Source organism: Litorisediminivivens sp. KMU-197 (assembly GCF_056858395.1).
This window is the reverse complement of sequence record NZ_JBXEQG010000004.1, coordinates 278989-294025: the sequence shown is the minus strand read 5'-3', so window position 1 is coordinate 294025 and position 15037 is coordinate 278989. Positions and strand designations below refer to the sequence as shown.

18 protein-coding genes are annotated in these 15037 nt (G+C 65.2%); 6 read left to right on the top strand and 12 right to left on the bottom strand.

Translation table 11 applies throughout. From position 1 onward, the window contains the following. Nucleotides 1-39: 39 nt before the first annotated feature. Nucleotides 40-2556 carry an ABC transporter permease gene (locus AC04PT_RS11510; protein WP_482873829.1) on the bottom strand — a complete coding sequence of 839 codons (2517 nt, stop codon included), beginning with the start codon at nt 2554-2556 and terminating at the stop codon, nt 40-42. Continuing rightward, the gene (locus AC04PT_RS11505) at nt 2553-3245 is read right to left on the bottom strand and encodes an ABC transporter ATP-binding protein (protein ID WP_482873828.1); all 693 of its coding nucleotides are present in this window, start codon (nt 3243-3245) and stop codon (nt 2553-2555) included. The genes AC04PT_RS11510 and AC04PT_RS11505 overlap by 4 nt, the downstream gene beginning before the upstream one ends. A gap of 19 nt (nt 3246-3264) precedes the next feature. On the opposite strand from AC04PT_RS11505, the gene AC04PT_RS11500 reads away from it, so the two are divergent. After that, nucleotides 3265-3936, top strand: coding sequence for an arylesterase (locus tag AC04PT_RS11500; RefSeq protein ID WP_482873827.1), 672 nt, complete (start codon nt 3265-3267; stop codon nt 3934-3936). Nucleotides 3937-4148: 212 nt separating this feature from the next. Here AC04PT_RS11500 and AC04PT_RS11495 read toward each other — a convergent pair whose 3' ends face one another. The 5 genes from AC04PT_RS11495 to AC04PT_RS11475 all read right to left on the bottom strand — a co-directional run bounded on the left by AC04PT_RS11495 (nt 4149) and on the right by AC04PT_RS11475 (nt 7211). Continuing rightward, a complete protein-coding gene (locus AC04PT_RS11495) occupies nt 4149-4355 on the bottom strand; it encodes a cold-shock protein (protein ID WP_048532637.1) in 207 nt (68 codons plus the stop codon). Between the two features lie 179 nt (nt 4356-4534). Further along, entirely contained in the window at nt 4535-5044 is a 510-nt protein-coding gene (locus AC04PT_RS11490) for a histidine phosphatase family protein (RefSeq protein ID WP_482873826.1), read from the bottom strand. Nucleotides 5045-5102: 58 nt separating this feature from the next. Beyond that, nucleotides 5103-6254, bottom strand: coding sequence for a geranylgeranyl reductase family protein (locus tag AC04PT_RS11485; RefSeq protein WP_482873825.1), 1152 nt, complete (start codon nt 6252-6254; stop codon nt 5103-5105). 74 nt (nt 6255-6328) lie between these two features. After that, the gene (locus AC04PT_RS11480; protein ID WP_482873824.1) at nt 6329-6886 is read right to left on the bottom strand and encodes a L,D-transpeptidase; all 558 of its coding nucleotides are present in this window, start codon (nt 6884-6886) and stop codon (nt 6329-6331) included. Nucleotides 6887-6998: 112 nt separating this feature from the next. Beyond that, on the bottom strand, nt 6999-7211 hold the full coding sequence (locus AC04PT_RS11475; protein WP_482873823.1) for a hypothetical protein: 213 nt from the start codon (nt 7209-7211) through the stop codon (nt 6999-7001). A gap of 182 nt (nt 7212-7393) precedes the next feature. On the opposite strand from AC04PT_RS11475, the gene AC04PT_RS11470 reads away from it, so the two are divergent. Beyond that, on the top strand, nt 7394-7879 hold the full coding sequence (locus AC04PT_RS11470; RefSeq protein WP_482873822.1) for a DUF2938 domain-containing protein: 486 nt from the start codon (nt 7394-7396) through the stop codon (nt 7877-7879). Between the two features lie 30 nt (nt 7880-7909). Here the strand turns inward: AC04PT_RS11470 and AC04PT_RS11465 are convergent, their stop codons facing one another. From AC04PT_RS11465 to AC04PT_RS11455, 3 genes are all read right to left on the bottom strand, one after another. Beyond that, complete coding sequence (locus tag AC04PT_RS11465) at nt 7910-8452, bottom strand: ribosome modulation factor (RefSeq protein ID WP_482873821.1); 543 nt, start codon at nt 8450-8452, stop codon at nt 7910-7912. 315 nt (nt 8453-8767) lie between these two features. Further along, nucleotides 8768-8923 carry a DUF3309 family protein gene (locus AC04PT_RS11460; RefSeq protein ID WP_482873820.1) on the bottom strand — a complete coding sequence of 52 codons (156 nt, stop codon included), beginning with the start codon at nt 8921-8923 and terminating at the stop codon, nt 8768-8770. Between the two features lie 226 nt (nt 8924-9149). Continuing rightward, nucleotides 9150-9356, bottom strand: a complete 207-nt coding sequence (locus AC04PT_RS11455) for a cold-shock protein (protein WP_482873819.1) — start codon at nt 9354-9356, stop codon at nt 9150-9152. A 329-nt stretch (nt 9357-9685) separates the two neighbouring features. Here AC04PT_RS11455 and AC04PT_RS11450 point away from each other — a divergent pair, with 329 nt between their 5' ends. Then, nucleotides 9686-10306: an REP-associated tyrosine transposase gene (locus AC04PT_RS11450; protein ID WP_482873818.1), complete on the top strand. Its 621-nt coding sequence runs from the start codon at nt 9686-9688 to the stop codon at nt 10304-10306. 254 nt (nt 10307-10560) lie between these two features. Here the strand turns inward: AC04PT_RS11450 and AC04PT_RS11445 are convergent, their stop codons facing one another. Then, nucleotides 10561-11076, bottom strand: a complete 516-nt coding sequence (locus tag AC04PT_RS11445) for a hypothetical protein (RefSeq protein ID WP_482873817.1) — start codon at nt 11074-11076, stop codon at nt 10561-10563. Nucleotides 11077-11153: 77 nt separating this feature from the next. Further along, nucleotides 11154-12809, bottom strand: coding sequence for an energy-dependent translational throttle protein EttA (gene ettA, locus AC04PT_RS11440; protein ID WP_482873816.1), 1656 nt, complete (start codon nt 12807-12809; stop codon nt 11154-11156). A gap of 254 nt (nt 12810-13063) precedes the next feature. Between ettA and AC04PT_RS11435 the strand changes: the two genes are divergently transcribed. The 3 genes from AC04PT_RS11435 to AC04PT_RS11425 are packed head-to-tail and all read left to right on the top strand — an operon-like array spanning nt 13064 to nt 15027. Next, nucleotides 13064-13702, top strand: a complete 639-nt coding sequence (locus AC04PT_RS11435; protein ID WP_482873815.1) for a DUF1326 domain-containing protein — start codon at nt 13064-13066, stop codon at nt 13700-13702. 13 nt (nt 13703-13715) lie between these two features. Beyond that, entirely contained in the window at nt 13716-14546 is an 831-nt protein-coding gene (locus tag AC04PT_RS11430) for a DUF2182 domain-containing protein (RefSeq protein WP_482873814.1), read from the top strand. Between the two features lie 28 nt (nt 14547-14574). Further along, nucleotides 14575-15027, top strand: coding sequence for an MOSC domain-containing protein (locus tag AC04PT_RS11425; protein WP_482873979.1), 453 nt, complete (start codon nt 14575-14577; stop codon nt 15025-15027). Nucleotides 15028-15037: the final 10 nt, after the last annotated feature.

Genomic DNA, 15037 nt, shown 5'->3' with positions numbered 1-15037 from the left:
ACGTCAGCGCACCGGCGGCACGCCAGCTGCCTGTCGGCGCTACTCCCGCGCCCTCAGCACCCGCGCCGGACGCGCCGCCAGCGGACGCCATGCGAAGGCCAGCCCCGACAGCAGGGTCGCCAGCACCCCGCCCGACACGATCAGCAGCGCCGAGGCCCATTGCACCGCATAGTCGGTCTCCATCACGAAGGTCATGACCGCCCAGCCGCCGATGACGCCTGCGGCCAGCGCCACCAGCCCCGCCGCCGCGCCCAGCAGCACCGAACGCAGGGCAAAGCTTTGCAGGATTCGCGCCCGCGCCGCGCCCAGCGTCTTGAGCACCGCCGCCTCGTAGGTACGCGCCTGTTCGCCCGCCGCCGCCGCACCGATCAGCACGAGGAAACCGGTCAGCAGCGTTGTCGCCGCGCCCCACGCGGTGGCCGAAGCGATCCCGGCGAGGATCTCGGCCACCCGGTCAACCGCGTCCTTCACCCGGATCGCGGTGATATTGGGAAACTGCGTGGCCAGATCGCGCAGGATCGTGGCCTCGGCCTCTTCCTCGGCATAAACAGTGGCGATGAAACTGTGCGGTGCCGCTTGCAGCGCGGCGGCGTTCATCGTCATGACAAAGCCGATTCCGGCCGTCGAGAAATCAACCTCGCGGAACGAAGTGATGGCGGCTGTGATATCGCGCCCAAGGATGTTGACGGTGATCTCGTCGCCCAGGCTCAGCCCGATCTCATCGGCCTCTTCGGCGGCAAAGCTGATCTGCGGGTTGCCGGTATAGCCCGCGCCCCACCACTCGCCGGCGGTGATCGTGGTGTCTTCGGGCAGGGCGTCGGCATAGGTCACGCCCCGGTCGCCACGGATCACCCAGTGGTTGCCTGCGACCTCACGTGCCGGGACGCCGTTGATCTTGGTGATCACCCCGCGCAGCATCGGCGCGCTCTGGACCCGCGACACCGCCGCGTCCGCGTCCAGCCGCGCCCGGAAACCTGGCATCTGGTCCTTCTGGATATCGACGAAGAAGAACGACGGCGCCACGTCAGGCAGTTCTGTCTGGATCGCCGCGCGCATGTTGCCGTCGATCTGGCCCACCGCCGCCAGCACCGACAGCCCGAGCCCCAGCGACAACACGGTCGAGGCCGCGCCCTCGTGGTGGCCGGAAATGGCCGACAAGGCCCAACGCAGCGCCGGTCGGTGCCGCGCCGCCCGCTGCGAGCGGTGCGCGATGCGGCGGATCAGGAACGCGGCAAGCGCCAGCACGGCCAGCGCGCCGATGATGCCACCGGCGGTCCAGAGCGTCAGGGTGGACGCGCCGGAAAACAGCATGGCCGAGCCCAGCAGCCCGGCGAAAAGTAGCAGCGTCGCCCCAATGTAAGGCCAGTGTGGCACCAGTCTGGCGCTGTCCAGCGCGTCCCGGAACAGGGTGGCGGGGCGGATGTCTTCGGTCCGCGCCAGTGGCCAGAGGGTAAAAATCAGCGCTGTGAAGGTGCCGTAAAGCGCGGCCTCCGCCAGCGGTCCGGGATGCAGCGCAAAGATTGCCGGCACCGGCAATTGGGACTGCAACAGCGGCGCCAGTACCAGCGGCACCATCGCACCAAGCACCAGCCCCAGCGCAATGCCCAGAAGGCTCAGCGCCCCGATTTGCAGGAAATAGGTCAGGAAGATCACCTTCCGCGTCGCCCCCAGGGTGCGCAAGGTGGCGATAACCGAGGTTTTCGTCGCCAGGTAGGCCCGCACCGCCGCTGATACGCCCACGCCCCCCACCGCAAGGCCCGACAGGCCCACGAGGATCAGGAAGTTGCTCAGCCGGTCGACGAACAGCCGCACGCCGGGGGCGCCATTGCGGGCGTCGCGCCAGCGGCCCCCGGTGTCGGAAAACCGCGCCCGCGCCTCCCGCGACAGCGCTGCCAGCTCGGTGCCCGGCGGCAGCGCCATCCGGTAATGCGTCTCGTAAAGCGTGCCGGGTTGCAGCAGGCCCGAACCCTCCAGCGCAGCGGTCCGCACCAGCGTCCTCGGCCCCAGGTCGAAGCCGCCGCCGGCGTTGTCCGGCTCGACCTTCAGCACCGCCGAGAGGGTGAATCCCTGTTCGCCCAGCCGGAAGCTATCGCCCGGGGTCAACCCCAGCCTGTCCGCCAGCACCGGCGCCATCACCGCGCCCTGTCCGGCCAGCGCCTCGTGCAGTGGCATTGCGGGCTCCAGCACAACCGCGCCCAGCAACGGATAGGCGTCGTCCACTGCCTTGACCTGCGTCAGCGCGCGCTCGGTGGTTCCGTCCCGGTCCACTACCGCCAGCGAGCGGAAATCGACCATCTCAGAAACCGCCGTGGCGCGCTCTTCCAGCCAGTCGCGCTCATCGGCCTCGGCAAATCGATAGGTAAAGCGCAGCTCGGCATCGCCGCCCAGCAGTTCCGCGCCCTTCTCCTCCAGCCCCATCTGGATCGAGGCCCGCACCATGCCGATCCCGGCGATTGCCGCGACCCCAAGCGCCAGGCAGGCCAGAAAGATGCGAAACCCGCGCAGGCCGCCGCGCAGCTCACGGCGGGCGAAGCGGGCCGAGGTGGCAAGGCTCATTCGGCGGCCTCGCGCACGGCGGTATCCACCCGGCCATCGCGCAGCCGCACAACCCGGTCACAACGATCGGCCAGCGCCGGCGCATGCGTCACCAGCACCAGCGTCGCCCCGTGCCGGTCGCGCAACCCGAACAGCAGGTCCATGATCGCACCGCCGTTGGTCTCGTCGAGGTTGCCGGTCGGCTCATCGGCCAGCAGGATATGCGGGCGCGGGGCCGAGGCCCGCGCCAAAGCCACGCGCTGCTGTTCCCCGCCCGACATCTGCGCCGGGTAGTGACCGGCGCGATGCGCCAATCCGACGGTTTCCAGCTCGGCCTCGGCGCGGTCAAAGGCATCGCGGTGCCCGGCCAGCTCCAACGGCGTGGCAACGTTTTCCAGTGCGGTCATCGTGGGGATCAGGTGAAAGCTCTGAAACACCACCCCCATGTGGTCACGCCTGAACCGCGCCAGGGCGTCTTCGCTCATCGCGCCCAGATCCTGCCCCAGCGCGGTCACCGTGCCGCTGGTGGCGCGCTCAAGCCCACCCATCAGCATCAGCAACGACGACTTGCCTGATCCCGAAGGGCCGATCAGCCCGATCGAAGAGCCTTTCGCGACGTCCAGAGAGATGCCGTGCAGGATCTCGACCCTCCCGGCATTGCCATCCAGCGCCAAGTGCACATCTTTAAGCGACAGGACGGGATCAACCATGAAAAGGGCCTTTCGGGCAATGTTGCAGCTTTTGACATATGGGGTCGGCCGGGGGTTGAGCAAGACGCTGGCCTTGGTTTTGACGCTCGCGGCCCCCGCGGCGGCGGATGAGCTTGAAATCCTGCTGCTGGGCGACAGCCTGATCCAAGGCTACGGATTGCCGTCTGACGAAGGCTTCGTGCCGCAGATGCAGGCCTGGCTCGACGCGCGCGGCCATGAGGTGACGCTGATCAATGGCGGCGTGTCGGGCGACACCACGGCAGGTGGGCTGGCGCGGGTGGAATGGTCGCTGACGCCCGAGATCGACGCCATGATCGTGGCGCTGGGTGGCAACGATGTGCTGCGCGGCATCGCGCCCGAGGTCGCCCGCGCCAACCTCGACGGCATCCTCAAGGTGGCCGCAAGCGCCGGTCTCGCGACCATGCTGGTGCCGATGCGCGCACCGGGCAACTATGGTGCCGACTACAAGACCGCCTTCGACGGCATGTACCCTGACCTTGCGGCGCAATATGCCGCGCAGGAGGCTCCGGCCTTTTTCGAGATCCTTATGGAGGGTGGCACCGATCCGATGGCCGCCAAGGGGCTCATGCAGGGCGACGGCATTCACCCCAACGCCAAGGGCGTCGCGCGCATCGTCGAGGGCATCGGCCCGCACGTCGAGCAATTGATCAAGACCGCCGAGCCAGGCTGAACCCGGTCTCCCTCTTTCATCTTGCAAGAAAAACTCCCGCCGGAGGCATCCGCCCGCGCCTCTGGCGTCTCCGTCGGAAAAACGTCTTCCTAGCGCCCGTTGCGCGACACCCACCCATAAACCTGCGCGCCGCAGGCGCTCCTTGTGATCAGACCCCGTGCAACGAAAAAGGCCCCGCCGAAGCGGAGCCTTTCATGTCGCACGGCGCAATCTTACGCCAGTGCGATGTTCTCGGCAGCCTCGCGGCCGTCGCGGCCCGGCTTGATGTCGAAAGTCACCTTCTGGTTGTCCGCCAGACCGGTCAGGCCCGAGCGTTCAACGGCAGAGATATGCACGAAGACGTCCTTCGATCCGCCATCGGGTGCAATGAAGCCGAAGCCTTTGGTGGTGTTGAACCATTTCACAGTGCCAGTGGCCATGTGTCTACTCCTGGTGTTTGCTGCCCGCGGAAGTGCGGCAGCCCGGCTTAGTCAGTGCAGATCGAAAGACTGAGCCGTGAAGGAGCAGTGGTCGATAGATAACTTCGCGCCGGAAATATGAGGTCTGTTCGGACGTCTTTCAAGAAATTTTTCATGTCGCCAAGGCAGGTTCCGCCGGTCTAGGCCGGTTCCCAGCGCCGGCGCAATACCTGCAGGGTGCCCGTCGCGTCGGCGGTCAGGATCGCCAGGTCGCCGTATTCCAGTGGCGGTGCGCCGCCGGGGTCGAGATCAGACCAGATACTCTTCAGGTTGCCCTTGTTGCCGACCCAGACCACCGATTGGCCGGGGCTGCGCGCGGCGATGATCGGTGCCGGACGCTCCTGCGGGATGCGGGTCACCTCCAGGCCGCGCGCCGCCGCGAGGGGCGCCGCGGTATCGAGGTTGCGCTGAATGCCGGGGCTGTAGATCACGTCGATCGGAAGGCCCGCCAGCGCGGCAGGCAAGGCCGCGGCGCGCGCCCTGCCGATGTCGCTGAGGTCGGAACCGTTGCGGTCGGCATGGCGCAGCAGGATCAGCCGGGTGCCCGGGGCCAGCGTCACCTTGCCGGCCACCGGCGGTCGGGCGCAGGCCGTGACGCCCGCCATGGCGCCCAGTCCGAGGGCAAGAAACAAGCGTCTGGTCAGGGGCATGCGCGGTCCTTCCGAAATTCCGGGGTCGCCCCGAGTGTCCGGGCTAACTGCCCCTCGGTCAAGGCCGCCGCATCAGGCCCGACGCGCGGCTCAGGTAATCGGGCAGCCGCCACATCACCCGCCGCATCAGTTGCGGGTATTCGATTTCGCCGCCCAGAAGCGCCATGTAATCGTGCCGCAGCCGCCCGGACCCGCGCGCCGCGCGCACGAAACCGCGTTGCAGCGGGCCGCGATAGAGCAGCACCCGCAGGCGATTGGCGTGCCGCATGGCCGCAAGGATCGGACGCAGCCGGTGACGATAAAGCGTCAGCGCCATCTCAGGTTCATGCCGCGCCAGCGCATCGCGGGCCGCAAGCGCCGCCATCTGCCCGGACTTCATCGCATAGCCGATGCCCTCGCCGGTGACCGGATCGACCAGCCAGGCGGCATCGCCCGCCAACAGGACATTGGCCCGGCCCGGCCGCTTGCGGGCCTTGCCGAAAGGCAGAAACTGGCCTTTCACGGGCGTGTCCCCGGGCAGGCCGAGCCCCTCCAGATAGACCCGCATCCGGGCCTTCATGTCCGGGTTGCGGCCATACACCCCACCGACGCCCACCGTGTGGCTCCCAGGCTTGGGAAAGGACCAGCCGTAACCCCACTCCGCGGCGCCCAGATCTATGCGCAGCGTCGCGTCGGGCGCGATCGCGGGTGCCTCGGTCTCCAGCGCGAAACCCACCTCTGCGGGATCGAAGGCCCGCCTGAAAAGCGCGCGCGCGGTGGCGCTGTTCACACCGTCCGCCCCGATCACCACCGGCGCGGTCAGCACGGCTCCATCCGACAGGGTGACGCGCCCGGCCTCGGGGTCGAGTTCGGCAATCCGCCGGCCGGTGAAATCCTCGGCTCCGGCGGCGCAGGCCAATGCAAGCAGGCGCGCGTCAAGCGAGGTCCGCATGGTCAGGTGGATCGGCGGTATGTCCTCGATCAGGCCCAGCTTCTCGCCGAAGGCATAAAGCGCCACCGACGCCTTCGAGGTGAAATCCGCTGGCAGTTCGGTTTGAAAAATCTCGCGGTAATAAATCGCGGCACGGCCGGTGAACCCACCGCCGCACAGCTTGTCGCGGGGAAACACCGCCTTGTCGACCAGCGCCACGCGCAGGCCCTCGGCCGCGGCGGTCCGCGCGGCGGCCGATCCGGCGGGGCCGGCACCGATGACGATCACATCGTAAGACATGAATCTACTTCCGCCGCCTGCCTGCCGGGGTCAAGATCGAAAATCCTCGCGCTGCTGCGTGGAGGCGCGATGCCTCAGAGCACGGTGACCGGAGTGCCGACTGGAATGCGCGGATAAAGGTCCATCACATGGGCATTGGCCATCCGGAAACAGCCGTTCGAGGCCGCGCGCCCGATCGAGCCCAGATCATCGGTGCCGTGGATCGCCGCATAGGTGTTGACGCCGTTCTGGAACAGGTACATCGCACGCGCGCCCAACGGGTTGCCGGGGCCGCCCGGTTGCACATCGGTATTGCCCTTGAACTTGCCGTAGACGCGGGGGTTGCGTTCGATCATCGCGTCGGTGGGCCGCCAGGTCGGCCATTCCTTCTTGACTTCGACGACGGCGGAGCCCGAGAATTCGAGCCCGGCCTGCCCGACGCTGATACCATAGCGCAGGGCCTTGCCCTGTTCCTCGACCCAGTAAAGGAAGCGCGCCTTTTGCAGCACGACGATCTGCCCGGCGGGCAGGTCCGACCGGACGCGGACATATTGCGGATTGAACTTGGGGTCGAGGCTGGTCTGGGCCTTGGCGACGGCCGGAACGGCAAGCGAGGCCGCGGCTGTTCCGATAAAGTTGCGGCGTGAAATCATCCTGCTGTCCCCTGCGATGCCCGAGCGTCCGCAATGATAGGGCAGTGCCGCGGCGATCTGGAGTCAGGAATTCGTGACCCGCGCCGATTGTGGGCGCAGGGCAACGGGACGGTCAGGCGGCAAGCACGTCGCTGTCAGCCGAGGGGCTCAGCGGGCCCTGACCCTGACGCAGTGCCGTGACCACGATCAGCAGTGTGGGCAGGCTCAGGCTGCAGGCAAGGTAGACCGCGAAGGCGGCACCAAGGCTGAGACCGAACACCAGCCATCCGACAGCTCCGGCACAGAAACCAAGAAAACTTGCGCCCAGGATTGCGATGATGGCCATGTCGGTGTCCCCTTGTCGATGTGTCGCTGCCGTAATCCATGTTAATGCGTGAATTGAGGCAGCAATGCGACGCAAACGGTGCGTTGTTATGTGCAGAACCTCCGACTGTGGCCGTGCGGCCTTGCGGGCCCCGGTCGGGTCTGGCAGCCTTCGATCAACCGGCGGCAAAGGGACTTCCGTTGATGACAGGGTTGATCTTGGCGGGCGTTGTCATCGGGCTTGGCGGCACGATCGCGATGGACCTCTGGGCCGAGGTTCTGGCCCGCGGGTTTGGCCAGCCGCGTCCGAACTGGGCCAATGTCGGCCGCTGGTCGGCGCAGGCGGGCCGTGGGCGCTTCTTTCACGATGACATCGGTGCCGTCCGGCCGTGGCCGGGGGAAACAGCGCTGGGGTGGGGCGTACACTATGGTGTCGGCATGCTCTACGGCGTGGTCTGGGTGCTGCTGGCGGGCCCCGGTTGGCTGGATCAGCCGACGTTTCTGCCGGTCTGGACCTTCGCGCTGATTACCATCGCCGCAGGCTGGTTCCTGCTTCAGCCTGGCATGGGGCTTGGCGTCGCGCTGTCGAACACAGCACGTCCGTGGAAGGGGCGTCTCATGGGTCTTGTCGCACACACGGTTTTCGGGGTTGGAATGTGGACGGTGGCCTGGCTGGGCGCGCAAAGCTGATCGCAAAAGATAACGTCGCGCGTATGGATGTCAGCGTTCCGAGGTGGGCCGAAAGGGTTCTGCCTGACGCTCTTTTTCGTTGGCCTGCATCCAGCCGTTCTTCCATGACTGGTGGTCGACGCTGTTGGGTGAATAGGGGTTCGCGTCGAAGGTTATTCCGTCCAGACGTGCGTCAAAGCCCTCGTCATAGCTGCCGATCCGCGGGTCCATGCCGGCCGAATGGTGGGCGGTGGCCTGCAGATGCTCGGCGAATTCCGGGTAGGTCACGAGGATGGTCTGATCGAGACCGTCCGGGTGCGATGCCAGCGCCTCGTGGCCGCGATCGGTCAGGCGCAGGCTGTCACCCTCATCGGCGGGCACCAGTATCCGGGCGATTGTCAGGTGGTGCAAATGTCGCGAGAGCCTGGCCTTGCGGTCGTCAAGGTCGAGACCGGGTGTCTTTCCAGCTTGCTCGAACAACCGGTCCAACCGGTCGGAGCACCCCTGAAGCGTCACCGGACCCTTGGCGGCTTCGTGCAATATCAATGCTGTGAGGCTGGCGGTGCTGAGCAGGGGATGATCGTTATCGAACATGGTTGCGCTGTCCTGTCTCAATGCTCCCCTTTGATCAGCCTAGGCGCAAGGGCCAGTGCGGTAAAGAGGCAGGAAGGTCACGGGGCATCCGCCCCGAAACGGTTGTCAGAGCGCGGCCCAATCCGTGAAGCGCCAGGTTTCCGGCATGCGCGGTCCGGGCTGCGGAAGTTGACGTGTCGAGCGGTTGGGCTGGTTCGGTTCGGTGGGACGAGTTGTCATGGCTTCTTCCTCCTGCCGACAAGGATGCGGCAGAGCCTCCTTCTTGGTAAGTCAGGAAAACCGGAGGGGCGGGTATTCCCGACCCTCCTTTGCGGGTCAGATCGCTCCGAGCAGGAGCAGGATGATAAGTATCACCAGCACGGCACCGAGGATGCCCGAGGGACCGTAGCCCCAATTGGCCGAGTGGCCCCAGCGCGGGAGAGCGCCGATCAGCAGCAAGATCAGGATGATGATCAGGATCGTATAGAGCATCGGTTTGTCCTCTTCCTTGGTGTCCTGTCCGGACGATTGGGAGGAGGGGAACGTGGCTCGGCCTGATGCCTCGGTCTGGTGGTCCCCGCCTTCCCTATGTGGCGATATCAGACCAACTCCGGCGTGGAGGAATTGGTTCCATCGTCGGACTTTAATCGTTGCATGTCAACGATTTGCACAAAAAAAGCGCGCCGAAGCGCGCTTTTCAAGGTCGAAGATCGAAGGCTTATGCCAGCGCGAGGTTGGTCGCGCTCTCGCGGCCGTCGCGGCCGGATTCGATGTCGAAGGTGACTTTCTGGTTGTCCGCCAGGCCGGTCAGGCCGGAGCGCTCAACGGCAGAGATGTGCACGAACACGTCTTTGGAGCCGCCGTCGGGTGCGATGAAGCCGAAGCCTTTGGTGGTGTTGAACCATTTCACGGTGCCAGTGGCCATGTGAAGTTTCCTTTGTTTTCAACGCTGTCCGCAGAATGCGACAGCCCGGCTTTTCACGTCTGGATCGAGGACTGTGTGCCGGTATCGGAAAACAGAAGGGTCGAAGAAGAAGATCGTCAGCACGGGTGATATGACAGGTGCCGGTGGTTCTGGCAAGCCCAAAGGTTGCGGCGGCGGGAAACCGCGCTGAACTTCGCGTGATCGGGAGTTTTGTACAATTTGTACAGAACGACCCCCTGTTTTGTACAAAAGCCCCCCTGGGTGAGGGGACGGGCGCGAGAGGCCCGCGCGTTCAGACGATGTTAACCAGCCAGCGAGAGGATGGGCGCATGTCGAACTACGTGCGACCGAAGGTGTCCGGGGCAACGGTGTTCTTCACCGTGGCGCTGGCCCGGCGCGGCGGGACGCTGCTGGTGGAAGAGGTGGACCTGCTGCGCGCGGCGGTGCGGGTGACGCGGATGCGCCGGCCGTTCGACATCGCGGCCTGGGTGGTGTTGCCGGATCACCTGCACGCGGTGTGGACCCTGCCGGCGGGGGACAGCGATTATTCGACTCGGTGGGGGGCGATCAAGGCGATGTACACGCGGGCGGTGCGGGAGAAGTATTCGGGCGGGGCTGGGGGTAGGCCGGGCTTAAGCCCGGCTTACGGTGAGTTGCCGAGCGAATTGCCGGTGGTGCGGTCGGGAAGATTTGCCGGGCTGAAGCCCGGCCTTCGGGAGAATAAACGCGAGGCGGCGATCTGGCAGCGGCGGTTCTGGGAGCATCATATTCGGAGCGAGGCGGATTACCGGGCGCATGTCCGGTATTGTTTGCTCAATCCGGTGAAGCATGGGTTGGTGCCGCGGGCGGTGGATTGGCCGTATTCGTCGATCCATCGAGATGTGCGGTTGGGGCGGGTGGAGCCGGAGGTCTCGGGCGCGGATTTCGATGAAGGATATGGGGAGCCGTAGGGTGTGCCGCATGGGTGCGTGTCACATGGGTGCGTGCCACGTGCAGGCCGGTGTAGGCCGGGCTTCAGCCCGGCGGTTGTGCGGCTGCGTGATGGGGCTGCGTTTGTGGTGGGGGCACAGGGTTCCGGGCTGAAGCCCGGCCTACGGGATGAAATTCGGGGGGCGGAGTGCGGCTGACCCTACGCTTGCTGCGGGTGTAATGGGGGGCAGCGTATCCTACGTTTGCCTAATCGGGTATTAGATCAAGGCAGTTTTTAACGCGCCATAGTAAGCAGATACCGGCCTCCCTTAAATCCTACATAGTAGTTGCCGGTAATTTTCCATACAGAGCCGCCCATGTATGTGTGGATCATCGGGAATGAGAAATCATTATCAATAAAGTACATATGCGTGACCCCGCAGTCGTCCAATTTGATAGGGATCAACCAGCGAGCCGGGCTAGCCGCATTACCGGCACCAATTTCGCTGATTTCCTGGTCTACAGTGCATGGCCCTTCAATATATGATGACGTTAATAGGTGATACGAAAGGTCTAGCGACACAATGCGACCCATATATCTATCCAGATGATCCGCGAGCCTTGCGTTGTCGGCCGCACAGTAATTCGGAATATTGCAGACTTTTATGGAGATTAGAGGGTTTCTAAAGTAACGGGTATAAGCGTTGAGGCTGAGTTGATACAATCCCGCGAGAGCCGAGGTCACTGACGCGATAAGAAGCAACCACGCAACAGGGCCGAATTTCTTAACTGCCTCAGCGCGCCATTGCATGTAGCCAAACTCCTTCGAATTGCTGGTGGCATTGGCGTGGAAGCTTCATTAATCAACAACACTAGCGCGTAGACCTTCTACCGCGCAAACTTCTTGTGCTTCAGCCGCTTCGGCTCCAGCGCGTCCGCCCCCAGCCGGCGTTTCTTGTCTTCCTCGTAGTCCTCGAAGTTGCCTTCGAACCATTCGACGTGGGCGTCGCCCTCGAAGGCGAGGATGTGGGTGCAGATGCGGTCGAGGAAGAAGCGGTCGTGGGAGATGACGACGGCGCAGCCGGCGAAGTCGACGAGGGCGTCCTCCAAGGCGCGGAGGGTCTCGACGTCGAGGTCGTTGGTGGGTTCGTCGAGCAGCAGGACGTTGCCGCCCTCTTTCAGCAGGCGCGCCATGTGGACGCGGTTGCGTTCGCCGCCTGACAGCAGGCCCACCTTCTTCTGCTGGTCGCCGCCCTTGAAGTTGAAGGACGAGCAATAGGCGCGGGAGTTCACCTGGGCGTCGCCCAGCTGGATGATCTCGGCGCCGCCGGTGATCGCCTCCCACACAGTGTCATTGGCCTTGAGATCGTCGCGCGACTGGTCGACGTAGGACAGATCGACGGTGTCGCCGTATTCGATTGTGCCCTCGTCGGGTTTTTCCTGCCCGGTGAGCATCTTGAACAGCGTCGACTTGCCGGCGCCGTTGGGGCCGATGACGCCGACGATGCCGCCGGGGGGGAGCGAGAAGGTGAGGTCCTCGATCAGGAGCTTGTCGCCCATGTGCTTCTTGAGGCCCTCGACCTCGATCACCTTGCCGCCGAGGCGCGGGCCATTGGGGATGACGATCTGGGCGCGGGTGATCTTTTCGCGCTCGGACTGGTTGGCCATCTCCTCATAGGCCTGGATACGGGCCTTGGACTTGGCCTGACGCGCCTTGGCGCCCTGCTGCATCCATTCCAGCTCGCGCTCCAGCGTCTTCTGCTTGGCCTTGTCCTCGCGGGCCTCCTGGCTGAGGCGCTTGGCCTTCTGTTCGAGCCAAGCCGAGTAGTTGCCCTCGTAGGGGATGCCGCGGCCGCGGTCCAACTCGAGGATCCAGCCGGTGATGTCGTCGAGGAAATAGCGGTCGTGGGTGACGATCAGGATGGTGCCCTTGTAGTCGATCAGGTGCTGCTGCAGCCAGGCGATGGTTTCGGCGTCGAGGTGGTTGGTCGGTTCGTCGAGCAACAGCATGTCGGGGGCTTCGAGCAAGAGCTTGCAGAGCGCGACGCGGCGCTTCTCACCGCCCGAGAGGGTGCTGACATCGGCGTCGTCGGGCGGGCAGCGCAGGGCCTCCATGGCGACGTCGATCTGGCTGTCGAGATCCCAGAGGTTTTCGCTGTCGATCTGATCCTGCAGCTTGGCCATCTCGTCGGCGGTCTCGTCCGAGTAGTTCATCGCCAGTTCGTTGTACTTGTCGAGGATGGCCTTCTTGCCGGCGACGCCCAGCATGACGTTTTCGCGCACGGTGAGCGCGGGGTCGAGTTCGGGCTCCTGCGGCAGATAGCCGACCTTGGCACCCTCGGCGGCCCAGGCTTCACCGGTGTAGTCGGTGTCCTGCCCGGCCATGATCCGCATCAGGGTGGATTTGCCCGAGCCGTTGACGCCGACGACGCCGATCTTGACGCCCGGAAGGAAGCTGAGGCGGATGTTCTCGAAGCACTTCTTGCCGCCGGGGTAGGTCTTGGACAGGCCGTCCATGTGATACACGTATTGATAAGCCGCCATGGGGTCCTCGGGTTCGGTGAGCGTGGAGTTACCGGCGGTGATAGCGGAGCGGGCAGGCGGGAGCAATCGGGAAGCGGCAGCAAGGCGCGGGAGCCGACCGGCGCTTTGACTGAACGCCGCAGCGGGAGTATCCTGTCACCTTACGGATTGCTTATTCGATCCCTCTTTTTCGGGCAAAAGATTTTACCAACCGAGGCTTTTTCGGACGGGCGCGTTTCGGGCAGCGTCGCAATGTTATTTCAAGGACAGACGTCATGACCGATTGGATGATCAAGGCCACGGAACTGGCCAATTGCAACTGCAACTCCGGATGTCCCTGCCAATTCAGCCAGTTGCCGACCGATGGCACCTGCGAGGCCGCGGCCGGGTTTGAATTCAGCGAAGGCCATTACGGCGATGTCGACCTTGGCGGGCTGAAGGCCGCGATGGTCCTGAAGTGGCCGGGGCCGATCCACGAGGGCAACGGACAGATCCAGCTGGTGATCGACGAGACCGCCACCGAGGAGCAGCGCGCGGCGCTGGAAACCATCATGTCGGGGGGCGATACCGAGGAAATGGCGACGTTCTGGTACGTGTTCGGCAAGATGACGCCGAACAAGCACCCGACGATCTATGCGCCGATCAGCCTGGATTACGACCGCGAGACCGGCACCGGATCGGTCAAGGTCGAGGGCGTCTTCGACATGGCCGTGAAGCCGATCCCCAACATCGTCTCGGGCGAGCCGCACCGGATCAGCATCGCCCTGCCGCACGGGTTCGAGTTTGCCGAAGCCACGATGGCGCAGGGCAGCACCAGGACCGAGGGCGGCGCGATCGAGCTTCTCAAAAACAGCGACACGCATTCGCATGTCGCCAATCTGCACCTGACGGGCCAGGGCGTCGTCCGGGCCTGAATTGGAGGCCGCGATGCAAAAGGTTGCCGGGCAGCACGGGCGCGGGCTTGCCGAGACGCTGGCACGCAGGGACAGGCTGGTCGTCGCGGTGGCGGTTCTGGTCGTGGTGGCGCTGGCCGGGCTCTACACCGTGTTCGGGGTCGGGATGCAGATGACGGCCATCGACATGACCGGCATGGCGCGCGCGCCGGGGCAGCCGATGGAGATGGACGCGCGGGTGTCGTGGTCGGCCGGTTATTTCGGGCTGGTCCTGCTGATGTGGTGGGGGATGATGATTGCGATGATGACCCCCAGCGCCGCGCCGATGGTCCTGCTGTTCACCGCGGTCAAGAAGGCCGGCGCCGACGCCGCGCGGGCGCAGGTTCTGGGCATGGTGTTCCTGTCCGGCTACCTGCTGGCATGGGGGGGCTTCTCGCTGCTGGCGGCGGGCCTGCAATGGCTGCTGGAGGATGTCGGGCTGTCGAGCGGCGCTATGATGACGCTGCAATCGCGGGCCTTCGCGGGCGGCGTCCTGATCGCGGCGGGTCTCTACCAGTTCAGCGGGATCAAGTCGGCCTGCCTTCGGCATTGCCGCAACCCGGTCCATTTCCTGACGGCGCACCACAGGCCGGGCACCTTGGGCGCGCTTCGGATGGGCGCGCGTCACGGCGTCTTCTGCCTTGGCTGCTGCTGGGCGCTGATGGGGCTGCTGTTTGTCGGCGGGATCATGAACCTCTACTGGATCGTCGGTCTGGCGCTTTACGTTCTGTTGGAAAAGACCGTGCGGCGGGCGGACGTGTTGACGCGCGGGACCGGCGCGGCTTTGATCGTCTCGGGCCTGTACTTCGTGATGACTGGACTTTGAACTTGGCGACCCCGTGTCCCTGAAAGCAATGATCGCGCGTCAGGCGCAGCCCGGCGCGGTGCGCTGGATCGGGCTGCGGCCCGGCCGGCGTGACCCGATGATGCCGGTCGAGCAGGCCAGTATCGGGTTCGACGGGCTGGAGGGCGACCGGGCGCGACCGGGCAAACGCGCGGTGACGCTGGTGCAGGCCGAGCATCTGGCGGTGATCGGGGCGTTTCTTGGCCGGGGCGAGGTGCCGCCCGAAGCCTTGCGGCGCAACCTGCTGGTGTCGGGGATCAACCTGCTGGGACTGCGGCGGCGCGAGGTGCAGGTGGGCACGGCGGTGCTGAGGATCACCGGGCCCTGCGCGCCCTGCAGCCGGATGGACGAGGCCTTTGGCCCGGGCGGTTATGCGGCGGTGCGCGGCCACGGCGGCATGACAGCAGAGGTGGTGCGGCCCGGCGCGGTTGCGATCGGCGACGCCTGCGCCCCGATTGATTGACAAGCCCGCG

Coding starts and splice junctions, on each gene's coding strand:
- AC04PT_RS11510 (WP_482873829.1), bottom strand. CDS start 2,556: ATGAGCCTTGCCACCTCGGCCCGCTTCGCCCGCCGTGAGCTGCGCGGC.
- AC04PT_RS11505 (WP_482873828.1), bottom strand. CDS start 3,245: ATGGTTGATCCCGTCCTGTCGCTTAAAGATGTGCACTTGGCGCTGGAT.
- AC04PT_RS11500 (WP_482873827.1), top strand. CDS start 3,265: ATGTTGCAGCTTTTGACATATGGGGTCGGCCGGGGGTTGAGCAAGACG.
- AC04PT_RS11495 (WP_048532637.1), bottom strand. CDS start 4,355: ATGGCCACTGGCACTGTGAAATGGTTCAACACCACCAAAGGCTTCGGC.
- AC04PT_RS11490 (WP_482873826.1), bottom strand. CDS start 5,044: ATGCCCCTGACCAGACGCTTGTTTCTTGCCCTCGGACTGGGCGCCATG.
- AC04PT_RS11485 (WP_482873825.1), bottom strand. CDS start 6,254: ATGTCTTACGATGTGATCGTCATCGGTGCCGGCCCCGCCGGATCGGCC.
- AC04PT_RS11480 (WP_482873824.1), bottom strand. CDS start 6,886: ATGATTTCACGCCGCAACTTTATCGGAACAGCCGCGGCCTCGCTTGCC.
- AC04PT_RS11475 (WP_482873823.1), bottom strand. CDS start 7,211: ATGGCCATCATCGCAATCCTGGGCGCAAGTTTTCTTGGTTTCTGTGCC.
- AC04PT_RS11470 (WP_482873822.1), top strand. CDS start 7,394: ATGACAGGGTTGATCTTGGCGGGCGTTGTCATCGGGCTTGGCGGCACG.
- AC04PT_RS11465 (WP_482873821.1), bottom strand. CDS start 8,452: ATGTTCGATAACGATCATCCCCTGCTCAGCACCGCCAGCCTCACAGCA.
- AC04PT_RS11460 (WP_482873820.1), bottom strand. CDS start 8,923: ATGCTCTATACGATCCTGATCATCATCCTGATCTTGCTGCTGATCGGC.
- AC04PT_RS11455 (WP_482873819.1), bottom strand. CDS start 9,356: ATGGCCACTGGCACCGTGAAATGGTTCAACACCACCAAAGGCTTCGGC.
- AC04PT_RS11450 (WP_482873818.1), top strand. CDS start 9,686: ATGTCGAACTACGTGCGACCGAAGGTGTCCGGGGCAACGGTGTTCTTC.
- AC04PT_RS11445 (WP_482873817.1), bottom strand. CDS start 11,076: ATGCAATGGCGCGCTGAGGCAGTTAAGAAATTCGGCCCTGTTGCGTGG.
- ettA (WP_482873816.1), bottom strand. CDS start 12,809: ATGGCGGCTTATCAATACGTGTATCACATGGACGGCCTGTCCAAGACC.
- AC04PT_RS11435 (WP_482873815.1), top strand. CDS start 13,064: ATGACCGATTGGATGATCAAGGCCACGGAACTGGCCAATTGCAACTGC.
- AC04PT_RS11430 (WP_482873814.1), top strand. CDS start 13,716: ATGCAAAAGGTTGCCGGGCAGCACGGGCGCGGGCTTGCCGAGACGCTG.
- AC04PT_RS11425 (WP_482873979.1), top strand. CDS start 14,575: ATGATCGCGCGTCAGGCGCAGCCCGGCGCGGTGCGCTGGATCGGGCTG.